The organism is Thiolinea disciformis DSM 14473 (assembly GCF_000371925.1).
GTDB lineage: Bacteria > Pseudomonadota > Gammaproteobacteria > Thiotrichales > Thiotrichaceae > Thiolinea > Thiolinea disciformis.
Genome location: NZ_AQVE01000017.1, coordinates 24,044 through 36,359, shown reverse-complemented (window position 1 = coordinate 36,359; position 12,316 = coordinate 24,044). Strand labels below are relative to the sequence as shown.

Below are 12,316 nucleotides of genomic sequence, written 5' to 3'. Positions count from 1 at the left end.
TTAAAAAGGAAAACGATGACACCTAACACCATCTTGGATTTTTGGTATTCTGAGCCCATGAATCAACATTGGTTTAACTCCACACCTGCCATTGATCACCAGCTCCGCCAACAATTTGAATCGCTGTGGGAACATGCTCATCACCATGCATTAGATGATTGGCAAGTGACTCCAGAAGGCTGCCTCGCTTTATGCATTATTCTAGATCAATTTCCACTCAATATGTTTCGTGGCAACAAAAAAGCCTATTCTACCGAACAACAAGCGGTTCAAGTGACTAAACAGGCTGTAGAGAGAGGGTTTGACAAACAGTTAGCGGCTGAACGTGTTGCATTTTTGTACCTGCCGTTAATGCATAGCGAAAACTTAACAGATCAGGCTTTATCGGTACAGTTATTTGAAGCCGCTGGTTTAGCAAATAATGCAAAATTCGCCCGCCATCACCAAGAAATCATTCAGCGCTTTGGGCGCTTTCCCCATCGGAATGAGGCTTTAGGCCGGATCAGTACACCTGAGGAGCTGGAGTATTTGAACTCGAAGGAAGCCTTTAAAGGCTAGCATTCAATACTATGCTAACCGAATATGTATTCAGACTAATGGAGCGCCATTCGTGGAGCCCAATTTAATGGCACAGACGTCTATCCAAATCCGCTAGACGTTCCGGCGTGCCAATATCTAGCCATGTACCTTGGTAGTGCTCACCACTGACCTGTTGTTGCTGCATGGCAGCACGCAATACCGGTGCTAATGGACGCTTCCCATAAGGCAAATCCGCAAATAAAGCGGGATGGTAATAACCAATGCCACTAAAAGTTAGGCGGCTCTCGCCTTCGTCCAACACCTGTTGGTTCTGCAAAGAAAAATCACCTTTGAGATTATGCGCTGGATTATTGACTAGAATTAAATGCGCTAAGGTATTCGGTGCTAAAGGCTGTGCCAAGCACGGATAATCACACCACACATCCCCGTTGATGACTAAGAAAGGCTCAGACCCTAAGGAAGGTAGCGCTTTAATAATACCGCCAGCCGTTTCTAAAATGCCTTCGACTTGTTCATCAGAATAATGCAGCTTTAACTGCCACTGGCTACCATCGCCCAAGGCCTCGGGAATTTGATAACCCAACCAGCCGATATTGATCACAATATCGCGATAGCCTGCGGCGGCGAGCTTTTCCAGATGCCAAACAATCAAGGGTTTGCCACCCACTTTCAGCAGTGGTTTCGGAGTATGATCAGTAAGTGGACGCATACGGGTGCCTTGACCGGCGGCGAGAATCATTGCTTTCATGAATAGCCTTTAGGCCGGAATAATCACCGTGCCGATTTTTTCGGGAATACCTTGTGCGCGCAGCCATGCTATCAAGGGCGCTGTTTCAGGATAACGCTCGCCCACTAACAACACATAACTTAAGACACGTGGCAAATCTTGTAAGTAAGCACTTTTACCATCACGGTGGTTTAAACGTGCAAAAATTCCCAATACTTTAATATGACGCTGCAAGCTCATTAAATCAAACCAACGCAAGAACTCGTATTGATCCACAGGCTGCAAAGTGCCCTTGGCAATCGCCGCTTTACGAAACTCATCCACCCACAGTTCCACGCGCTTCTGTGGCCAAGCGATATAACAATCGCGCAATAAAGACATGAGATCGTAAGTGACCGGCCCCAACACCGCACCTTGGTAATCAATAACACCCAAACCTTTGTGTTCGGTAAGCATTAAATTACGCGAGTGATAGTCACGATGTACAAAACTTTGGGGCTGCTGTACTAGCTCAGCTACTAACCAGCTAAAGGTTTCGTGAATAAGCTCAGTGGGCTGATCCTCTGCCCTGAACCCTAGATGCCGCCCTAATAACCACTCGGGCATGATATCCAATTCGCGGCGAAAAAATTCAGCATCATAAATAGGCAAGCCCTCAGGATCCGCTGTTTGAATCGACATTAAGGTCGTCATAGCCTGCTCATACAGCCCTTCAACCGCGCACAGGTCGAGCCGATCTAGCAATAAGGTATTACCAAAATCTTCTAGCAATAAAAAACCATCTAAACGATTTTGCGCATAAACCTCCGGTGTCGACACACCTACACGAGCCAAGCGCTCCCCAATGTCCAAGAAAGCGGCTACTCCTGCTTGATCATCGGGTGCATCCATCACAATCGCGGTTTTATCACCGAGTGTGGCGCGAAAATAACGCCGAGTACTCGCATCATGCGAGGCCGGAGCAATAGTAGCCTGCTCCCATGCTGCTAAACTATGCAGCCACTGGCTAAGCTGTTCGAGACGTACATCCTGTGTCATAAGCGTGTTAAGTGTCTATCCTTTGCACATTGTTTTAAAATAAAAACGGCTTCACAAGATTTATATCATAGAGATACAAAACTTACTGTAAATTGAACTAAATCACATAAGCTTAGGAAATGATTCGTGGACATGCACTCAGGCGCTGCTGAACAGCTCTGGCCTTCAGCGAACTATCAACACTATCTCCAACGATTGCGTGAAGCGATTGGCCAGCGGGTTTTCCTCACTGAAATCAATATGACAGACATAAATGCTGGCGTGCAGTGGTCAGACAAAGCTTACAAACTACTGGGCGTAGTCGATTATCCTGAACCAGATCCCTATCGCCAGCTTTATCCGCATCTATTAATTATTGATGATGGACGTGGAATCAATTTGGGACATATTGCGCGTATCAGCTTGCATCAAGCTTTTCTACCAGCACCCAACGATATTGTTTATGAAAATACGAGTTTTCTCAGCGACCATCTTTATGCACCCCGCCAATTGAGCCGTCATTTATTAAAAGAAACCTCGAAAGCTTTATTAGCGGATATGTTTGGCCCGGAAGCTGGACGTTTATTAGCAGAGGCTAGCACCTCAGAAACGCCCCTTTTAACGCAAGCAAGTACAACACGAAACAAACTTGTGAAAAAATCCAATTAAATTGTGCTTTCAGATTCCCCCCCGTAGAATAAAACCACGCCATTCAATAATAAGTATGAGGAGGACACCATGGAAAAAATTTGGCTTGAGCGCTATCCTGCGCATGTTCCGGCTGAAATTGATACTCACGTTTATAACTCACTAATCGATGTATTTGAGCAGAATGCTGAGAAATATGCGGACAGACCTGCCCTCGTCAATTTGGGGAAAACATTAACCTATCGCCAATTCAATAGCTTATCCCGTGATTTTGCAGCTTATTTGCGCCATGAACTCGGCCTAAAACAAGGGGATCGGATCGCAATTATGATGCCAAATGTTTTGCAATATCCGATTGCAATGTTTGGTGCTTTGCGAGCAGGGCTTATCGTCGTTAATACTAATCCGCTGTATACCGACCGCGAATTACAACACCAACTCAAAGACTCGGGTGCAGTCGCCATAGTAATCCTAGAAAACTTCGCCCATACCTTACAGCATGTCTTGCCGAATACGAACGTTAAGCATGTAATCACCTCGCAAATTGGTGATTTATTAGGAGGTGCGAAAGGCTGGCTCGTCAGTTTTGTGGTCAAGTATATTAAAAAAATGGTTCCTGCTTTTTCATTGCCACAGACCACTAATTTCAAACAAGCGCTAAGCAAAGGTCATGCCCATCAACTAGAGCCTGTCACCATACAGCACGAAGATATTGCCTTCTTGCAATATACAGGCGGTACAACGGGTGTCGCCAAAGGCGCTATGCTTACGCATCGCAATATGATTGCCAATTTGCTCCAAGCAGAAGCATGGACCAATCGTGACTTAGTGACTGGCCATGAAGTTTTTATTACAGCCTTACCGTTGTACCATGTGTTTGCACTGACTGCGAATGCCTTATTTGCTATTCAAATTGGTGCGAAAAGCATACTGATTACTAATCCACGCGACTTTCCGGCCTTTATTAAAGAGCTCAAGAAAGAAAAATTCTCTTTCATCACAGGGGTAAACACCTTATTCAATGCGCTAATCAATGCACCGGGCTTCGAGCAGGTTGATTTTTCGGGCTTAAAGGTTACGCTTGGCGGTGGCATGGCGGTACAACGCAGCGTGGCGGAAAAATGGAAAAACATAACCGGTGTTACTTTATTAGAGGCTTATGGTCTCACTGAAGCATCGCCCGCCGTGTGCATTAATCCGCTTGATATTGAAGGCTACAATGGCATGATTGGCTTGCCGATTTCATCCACAGAAGTTTCCATTCGCGATGTCGCAGGTGAAGAGCTAGGCATCAACGAAACGGGTGAACTGTGGGTACGTGGCCCTCAGGTGATGAAAGGTTATTGGCAGCGTCCTGATGAAACCAGCAAAGTCCTGAACGCAGAGGGTTGGTTGCGCACGGGCGATGTGGCGATTATTAATGAGCAAGGGTTTGTCAAACTGGTCGACCGCATTAAGGACATGGTACTGGTTTCTGGCTTCAATGTTTATCCGAATGAAATTGAAGATGTTTTAGTCGCCAATCCCAAGGTCTTGGAAGCGGGTGTCATTGGAATCCCAGATGAAAATGCCGGAGAAGCGGTCAAAGCCTATGTAGTGAAACGTGATCCTACTCTCACCGAGCAAGAACTGCGTGATTGGTGCGCTCAGCAACTTACTGGCTACAAACGTCCCCGCCATATTGTCTTTGTCAAACAATTACCTAAAAGCAATGTCGGGAAAATTTTACGACGCGAGCTGAAAGACTTAAAGCCGGACGCATGATTGCTCTAGGGGGCAATGCTCATATTAGGAAGCCGCGTGTACTTTTAAAACCGGCTTCTGTGCTCGGCCTTTCAATTATTATAGCCTTACTCATTGCACTTCTGGTGGCTTGGTCGGTGCGCCAAGCTAGTCTCAATCGGCTTGAAACCACCACACAAGCACAGCTCGCCCGACTAGTGATGAGTTTAGATGCCGCGTTGGCACGTTATAGCTATCTGCCCGTACTGATCGCTCAAGAAACGGAGATCAAAGCTCATTTACAGCAAGCGCCAGACGCGCTTTCTAGCTCCCAAATTAATCATTATCTCGCGCGCACCAATCAGTTAGCGGGCACGATGGATATTTATTTAATGCGTGCGGATGGCATGACGATAGCCTCCAGTAACTGGGATAAAACATGGAGCTTTATCGGCAACGATTTTGCCTTTCGGCCTTATTTCCAACAAGCCATGAGCGGGCAACTAGGGCGCTATTATGCAGTGGGTACAACGTCCAATGAGCGCGGCTATTATTTTGCCTCCGCCGTGCAAGACGAGAAACAGAATCCTCTTGGGGTTGTGGTTGTGAAAATTAGCGTTAATACGATTGAGCAGTTATGGCAAAACCAAAGCTTTGAGTTCTGGGTGACTGATGACGATGGCATTATCTTCATGGCCAGCGATTACCAAACACTATTCCATACCCTAGAAGCCTTAAGCCCATTACGCCAGCAAGCTATTATCGACACCCAGCGTTACGTTGGTTTTGCTTTAAAACCCTTAGCAAATTTCAAACGAAACTTTTTACACGACAATTTATATCGCGTAGAACGTCAGAATCAGCATTATTTAATGGCTAAGCATCGTATGGAAGAAGCCGGTTGGGATGTTTATGTGCTGAGTGATTGGCGCAGCATTACCCAAACTCTGCAAATCGCCCTGCTGATCACGCTCGCCCTGACTGGTTTGAGTGGCTTATTACTATTTACTTTTTGGAAATACCGTACCCAAAGGCAATGCTATCAACAAGCTGCTATGGCGGAACTGGAAACCAAAGTGGCCGAGCGCACCCAAGCCCTAGAACAAGCCCAAACAGGACTCATACAAGCCGCGAAAATGGCGGCCTTGGGACAGATGTCTAGCACGATTAATCACGAACTCAATAATCCACTGGGGGCTATTCGCGCCTATGCTGATAATGCACGCCAATTTCTGGAACGTGGACAAATCAGCATTGCCCAAACGAATTTGCAAGAAATTGCCGCTCTCACGGAACGGATGGCCACTATTACCCATCAACTAAAAGCTTTTGCCCGCAAAAGTCATGGACAACGTGAGCGTTGCTCTTTAGCCATGGCAATTGATTCTAGCTTGGTTATTATGCAGCCACGCTTTGCACGTGCGGGTGTTGAATTACAGCAAGAAAGACTCGCTGAAGCAGTGACGGTATGGGCTGATTTAGTGTGGCTAGAGCAAATTCTCATTAATTTATTCAGTAATGCACTGGATGCCATTCACGAACGTGCCGATCCGCAAATCGGTTTAAAGATTACAAGCTTACAGGATCAAGCCTGTATGGAAATTTGGGATAATGGCACGGGTTTAGATGAAAATGACATGAACCACTTATTTGAACCGTTCTTTACGACCAAACAAGCAGGACATGGTTTAGGGCTAGGTCTTTCGATTTCTCAGCGCCTTGCCGTGGATATGCAAGGTAGCTTACAAGCTTTCAATCGTGCTGAAGGAGGCGCTGTGTTTTGTTTATGTTTACCCTTAGCACCTAAGGAGTGAGCCAATGTATGTCATATTAGTCGATGATGAAAAAGCCATGCGTGACTCAGCCGCACAATCCTTAATGTTGGCGGGGTTTGAGGTGCAAACTTATGCCAGTGCGCCAGAAGCATTAAATCATCTATCCGCAGAATTTTCCGGTGTACTTGTCACAGATATTCGTATGCCTCACATGGATGGCTTGGAGCTAATGCAGCAGGTATTAAAACTGGATCGCGATTTACCGGTTATCCTGATTAGTGGTCATGCTGACATTGCCACCGCCGTTCATGCCATTCGTGATGGTGCTTACGATTTATTAGAAAAACCCTTTGCGGCGGCTCAATTGGTAGATAGCGTGAAACGAGCCTTAGAAAAGCGCCGTTTAACCTTAGAAAATCGCACCCTCAAATCCGAACTAGAAGACCACAAACGTATTGGCCCACGTATTATTGGACAAGCCCCTAGCATTATTGCCTTACGCAAAATGATTGCACGTTTGGCACGTTTGGAAACCGATATTCTAGTCTGTGGCGAAACCGGAACCGGCAAAGAACTGGTAGCTCGCTCGTTACATGAACAAAGTTTGCGCCGCAATCGTAATTATGTGGCAATCAATTGTGGTGCAATCCCTGAAAACCTACTCGAAACGGAATTATTCGGACATGAAGCCGGCGCTTTTAATGGTGCGAAAACGCGGCGTGTGGGTAAATTCGAACACGCTAATGGTGGCACTTTATTCTTAGATGAAATTGAAAGTATGCCACTTTTGACCCAAGCGCCTTTATTACGCGTGCTACAGGAGCGCAAAATCGAACGCCTTGGTTCGAATCATCTTATTCCGCTCGATATTCGCGTAATTGCCGCCAGCAAAATCAACCTCAAAGACGCCGCCGAACGTCTGGAGTTTCGCCAAGATTTATATTATCGCCTCAATGTAGTCACCCTAGAAGTGCCTCCTTTACGAGCGCGGCGCGAAGATATTCCTTTATTATTCCAGCATTTTGTCTTAATTGCGGCGGCACGTTGTGAAACCGAAGTACCGCCTTTGACGACCAAGTCACTACATACCCTACTAGGGCATGATTGGCCGGGTAATATTCGGGAATTGCGCAATATTGCTGAACGTTATGTCTTATTAGGTGAGGCTTACCAATTTGATATGGCAGCCTTAATGAACGCCGAAGAATTGCCAGATGGCTTAAGTTTAGCCAACCAAGTCGCTTATTTTGAGAAAGCGCTAATCGAGCAAGCCCTAAATCGTTATAACGGCAATATTAAGCAGGTCATGGAAGCCTTGGATGTTCCGCGTAAAACCTTGTCAGATAAGATGCGCAAATACGGCTTGGAACGCCGCCACTTTCGCGCTGACCTAAGCTAAGGATTTGGTACATGGTGTTTTGTGATAATTTGGTCTATAACACTATTGCTTATCCACTTGGCGAGTGGGTTGAGGTGTTTTAATTAAAAATTCCCAAAAGGAGCTTCGCTCATGAGTAGTCTGATTGCTGTTGCGTTTAGTGATGAAAAAAGCGCATTTACCATGCGTGAGAAATTGTATGAAATGCAAAAAAATTATTTACTGCAACTGGAAGACGCGGTTGTGGTTACCAAAGATACGCAAAATAAAATTAAATTACACCAAGCCATGAATCTGACAGCGGTAGGGGCAGCCGGTGGTGGCTTCTGGGGCATGTTAGTAGGCATGTTATTTCTGAATCCATTGCTTGGTGCCGCAGTCGGCGCGGGCGCAGGCGCATTGAGTGGCGCCTTAACGGATGTGGGCATCAATGATAATTTCATGAAAGATTTAAGCCAATCCATCACCCCCGGAAGCTCGGTCTTATTTGTTTTAGTGCGCTCCGCTACAGACGATAAAGTGTTAGACGGTTTAAGAGCTACTGGCTTGCACGGTACTATCCTGAAAACGTCTTTAGCTAAAGATAAAGAAGAGCAATTGCGCGAAGTGTTATCCAGTCCTTCAGTACAACAAGAATTGCAACAACAAGCCGCCCAAGAAAAAGCCGCTTCCAACCAATCGATGACACCACCGCCACTACCGAATAACTAATCCTTTTCTTTTCCCTACACAGACACAGTCTATTATGCTGGTCTGTGTTTTTTGATGAGTTATTACCCGTGGCCGCTAACACTCCGCTCGCTAGTTTGCTCTCGTATATCCGCTTATTACCAGCAGCGCTTTATCATGAGCTGATGCAAGGCCCCACGTGGCGTCACGCGAAAGGATTGAGCTATTCGACCTTATTATCCATGGTTCCCCTACTGGCCTTAAGTTTTTCGATCTTAAAAAGTTTCGGGGTACATAAACAGCTAGAGCCACTCATCTATAACTTCATGTCACCGCTAGGTAGCATGGCTAATCCCTTTACTCAGCAGATATTAAGTTTTGTGGATAATGTGCAAGTAGGCGTCCTAGGTACAGCAGGCTTGCTGACCTTATTTTATACCGTACTTACCTTAATGCAGTCGGTTGAAGTAGCGTTTAATGATGTGTGGCGGGTACATAAACCACGCAATATGTTGACTCAAATACGTGATTACTTAAGTGTTGTTCTGATTGGCCCTGTCTTTTTGGTATCCATGTTTGGTCTGTGGCATTCGATTAATGATCTGCACGCCATACAAAACATGACGCGCCACGAACCGTTTGGGCAAGCCATCAGTTTCTTACTACGCTATATGCCCTTTTTTACCACGGTCATAGCATTCACCTTTTTATACTTATTCATGCCCAATACCCATGTTAAGTTCTCCGCAGCCCTCAGTGGTGCCATCGTGGGCGCTTTATGCTGGCAATTTGCCGCAAAAGTCTTTTCTAGCTTTGTAGTAGGTTCAGGACAACAGATTGCTATTTATTCGATTTTTGCCAGCCTATTTTTGTTTATGCTCTGGCTTTATGTGGGGTGGATGATTGTCTTAATTGGAGCGCGTCTCACCTATTATTTACAATATCCGGGCGCTTTACAGCTGGCTGGCCAACCCACGCAAACCAGTCTCCAAACGCGCGAAATCTTGGCGGCGGTATTAGTGCGCGACATTGCACAGCGCTTCCTCACTGGTCAAGCCCCTGCGACTTTAGATGACTTATGCCTGACCTTACCTGTGCCGGTAATGCTCGTTGAAGACAGTCTAAATGACTTAATTAGTTATGGGGTATTAAGCCGTGATGACCAAGATCCGGCCCATTACCTGATGCGTATTTCACCCGCACAACTCACGGTAGCAGACTTGCGCCGCTTCTTTTGGCAAGGCGACTATGCGCAACAAAAACAGGCCACACAACTGATTAAACAAGCTGGCCTAGAAAAAGAATGGCTTCAGGAATTAGTCGCCAATCAACAACAAACTGTGCAACAACTATTAAGCGCTAAACAGGCGCTAAGCCACCAAACTCAAGCGCCTACCTTGCCTGATTATCCCACTAATTGATCGTCTCTGACATCAATAGTGGCTTTAAAACCTTTTTCATGAAAGGCGATAATCTCAGAAGCTGGCTTTAAATACTGTTTAGCAAACTGCCATAACCACAGGCTGCCCACTATTAAACACACTAAGCCTAACCACCACAAGGCTTGAAAATCTGCTACCGTCGTTTCTTCAAAACCCGAAATCCATTGCAAATCGATGAATTCAAGAACGGATGCAAAAAGATTGTTTGAAAAATGCACTAGAATCGGGCCCACTAAAGAGCGGGTCTGCATATAAATAAAGCACATCAATACCGCAAAAATAAACGCGCCCACTATATCGGTATGCAGAATCGCAAATAACGCGGAGGAAATAATAATAGCCCAAGGTACGCCTATCAATAAACTAAAACGGTTTAATAGAAATCCGCGAAATAAATATTCTTCAATCACCGGCGCTAAAATGACAGCCGATACAAGAGTCGCAAGATTACCTGATAGATACCAACTGGATTCATCCCAAAATAAAACATTGGGTGTATCAAGATACCAAGACTCTACAAAATCAGGAAAAATAAAAGAGAGTGGATAATAAAATAGATAAACAAAGCCCATCGCCGAAATAACCATCCCTACACCCAGCCAAAGATAACGTTTTATCTCTGCCGTACTTGGCAACACTGCAATAATATCTTCTAGTTCAGGACGATATTTTCCAGCAATACCCCATAGCCCAAGCCCTAGTAATATATAAGAACCGGCTATTAAAAGATTTTCTTTATTAAAAGTAGCGTCCCCTAGGGCAATGCCATCAGCGATGCTCACTGGTTTAGTGATTAACATAAACAAACCAGGCATCAGAATAAAAAATATAATACAAAATAGGAAAATCACGGGAGTCGCTGGTACTTGATCCAAGGGGTTTAATTTCATGATGACTCGCTAATGGCAGAAACCTTGTTGGCTAACCGGCTCATGTCTTTGTGACAAAAGTTGTGACTAAGTGTAGAACGACTTACTCGCGCCTGCTACAGCTACCTAGATGAGGAGTAAATCACTAAAGTCGCACCACATATCACAATAAATTCTATAAGAAATCTCTTGCTCAACATGCACAATCATAAGGGCTTATGATATATCTGCTCCTTTTCTTGAGGAGTCAAATTATGCATAAAGACACGATTTCTATTCACGGCGGCTATGTCACTGATCCTACAACCAAATCAGTTGCTGTTCCGATTTATCAAACGGTCGCCTATGAGTTCGATAATGCACAACATGGGGCAGATTTATTTGATCTCGCCGTACCGGGCAATATCTATACACGCCTGATGAATCCGACCAATGATGTCTTAGAAAAACGGGTAGCGGAACTCGAGGGAGGCTTAGCTGCTTTAGCAGTAAGTTCGGGCATGGCAGCCATCAATTATGCGATTCTGACGCTGGCGCAAGCGGGCGACAATATTGTGGCCACCCCTCAGTTATACGGTGGCACCTACACCCTGTTTGCGCATATGCTACCCAGTTTAGGGATTCAAGTACGTTTTGCGGCGAGCGACAATGCCGCTGACTTAGAAAAACTAATCGATGACAACACCAAGGCCGTTTTCTGCGAAACCATCGGCAATCCAGCAGGCAATATTGCCGACTTAGAAGCCATTTCTACCATGGCACATAAGCACGGTGTCGCTGTGATTGTGGATAATACCGTAGCGACTCCTATTCTGTGCACACCCATTGCGTATGGTGTGGACATTGTAGTGCACGCACTTACTAAATACTTGGCAGGGCATGGTAATTCACTGGGGGGTATTATTGTCGACTCAGGAAAATTCCCTTGGGCGCAACACAAAGACCGCTACCCACTGTTGAATAAGCCTGAACCGTCTTACCATGGTGTAGTTTATACTGAAGCCTTTGGCGCTGCGGCTTATATCGGTCGGGCGCGTACGGTGCCTTTGCGCAATACTGGCTCTGCGCTTTCACCTTTCAACGCCTTCCTAATCCTACAAGGGATTGAAACCGTGGGCTTACGCATGGAGCGCCATTGTGATAATGCCATTGCCGTGGCAAATTATCTAAAAAACCACCCCAAAGTCGATTGGGTCAGTTTTGCGGGTTTAAGCGGTGATAAATACTACGCACTAGCACAAAAATACTTTAAAGGCCGCCCAGCATCCTTGCTGACGTTTGGCATTAAAGGTGGATTTGCCGCTGGTGAGAAGTTCTATGATCAATTAAAAATGATTAAACGCTTGGTCAATATCGGTGATGCAAAAACCTTGGCCTCGCATTCCGCATCCACAACACACCGCCAACTCACGCCAGACGAACAATTAAAAGCCGGTGTGCGTCCTGAAAGTATTCGTTTGAGTATAGGCATTGAACACATCGACGATATTATTGCGGATTTAGATCAGGCTTTTGCCAGCGTTTAAAGC

11 protein-coding genes are annotated in these 12,316 nt (G+C 45.5%); 8 read left to right on the top strand and 3 right to left on the bottom strand.

All coding sequences use genetic code 11. The features are described from left to right. Window positions 1–15: 15 nt before the first annotated feature. On the top strand, window positions 16–558 hold the full coding sequence (locus A3IE_RS0112990) for a DUF924 family protein (RefSeq protein WP_020396052.1): 543 nt from the start codon (window positions 16–18) through the stop codon (window positions 556–558). 64 nt (window positions 559–622) lie between these two features. Here A3IE_RS0112990 and murU read toward each other — a convergent pair whose 3' ends face one another. Next, complete coding sequence (gene murU, locus A3IE_RS0112985) at window positions 623–1,288, bottom strand: N-acetylmuramate alpha-1-phosphate uridylyltransferase MurU (RefSeq protein WP_020396051.1); 666 nt, start codon at window positions 1,286–1,288, stop codon at window positions 623–625. Window positions 1,289–1,297: 9 nt separating this feature from the next. Next, a complete protein-coding gene (locus tag A3IE_RS0112980) occupies window positions 1,298–2,305 on the bottom strand; it encodes an aminoglycoside phosphotransferase family protein (RefSeq protein ID WP_020396050.1) in 1,008 nt (335 codons plus the stop codon). A 132-nt stretch (window positions 2,306–2,437) separates the two neighbouring features. Here A3IE_RS0112980 and A3IE_RS0112975 point away from each other — a divergent pair, with 132 nt between their 5' ends. The 6 genes from A3IE_RS0112975 to A3IE_RS0112950 all read left to right on the top strand — a co-directional run bounded on the left by A3IE_RS0112975 (window position 2,438) and on the right by A3IE_RS0112950 (window position 9,897). Further along, window positions 2,438–2,953 (top strand): hypothetical protein, encoded by a 516-nt coding sequence (locus tag A3IE_RS0112975; RefSeq protein ID WP_020396049.1) that lies wholly within the window; start codon window positions 2,438–2,440, stop codon window positions 2,951–2,953. A gap of 69 nt (window positions 2,954–3,022) precedes the next feature. Continuing rightward, window positions 3,023–4,696, top strand: coding sequence for a long-chain-fatty-acid--CoA ligase (locus tag A3IE_RS0112970; protein ID WP_020396048.1), 1,674 nt, complete (start codon window positions 3,023–3,025; stop codon window positions 4,694–4,696). Then, a complete protein-coding gene (locus A3IE_RS0112965) occupies window positions 4,693–6,468 on the top strand; it encodes a sensor histidine kinase (RefSeq protein ID WP_020396047.1) in 1,776 nt (591 codons plus the stop codon). Before A3IE_RS0112970 ends, A3IE_RS0112965 begins: the two co-directional genes overlap by 4 nt. 4 nt (window positions 6,469–6,472) lie before the next feature. After that, on the top strand, window positions 6,473–7,828 hold the full coding sequence (locus A3IE_RS0112960) for a sigma-54-dependent transcriptional regulator (protein WP_020396046.1): 1,356 nt from the start codon (window positions 6,473–6,475) through the stop codon (window positions 7,826–7,828). Between the two features lie 111 nt (window positions 7,829–7,939). Continuing rightward, a complete protein-coding gene (locus A3IE_RS0112955) occupies window positions 7,940–8,518 on the top strand; it encodes a DUF1269 domain-containing protein (protein WP_020396045.1) in 579 nt (192 codons plus the stop codon). Window positions 8,519–8,586: 68 nt separating this feature from the next. Then, window positions 8,587–9,897 (top strand): YihY/virulence factor BrkB family protein, encoded by a 1,311-nt coding sequence (locus A3IE_RS0112950; RefSeq protein WP_245539200.1) that lies wholly within the window; start codon window positions 8,587–8,589, stop codon window positions 9,895–9,897. Here the strand turns inward: A3IE_RS0112950 and A3IE_RS0112945 are convergent. Continuing rightward, complete coding sequence (locus tag A3IE_RS0112945; RefSeq protein WP_020396043.1) at window positions 9,882–10,808, bottom strand: CPBP family intramembrane glutamic endopeptidase; 927 nt, start codon at window positions 10,806–10,808, stop codon at window positions 9,882–9,884. The two genes, A3IE_RS0112950 and A3IE_RS0112945, sit on opposite strands and share 16 nt — an antisense overlap. 233 nt (window positions 10,809–11,041) lie before the next feature. Between A3IE_RS0112945 and A3IE_RS0112940 the strand changes: the two genes are divergently transcribed. After that, window positions 11,042–12,313: an O-acetylhomoserine aminocarboxypropyltransferase/cysteine synthase family protein gene (locus tag A3IE_RS0112940; RefSeq protein WP_020396042.1), complete on the top strand. Its 1,272-nt coding sequence runs from the start codon at window positions 11,042–11,044 to the stop codon at window positions 12,311–12,313. The last annotated feature ends 3 nt before the right edge of the window (window positions 12,314–12,316 follow it).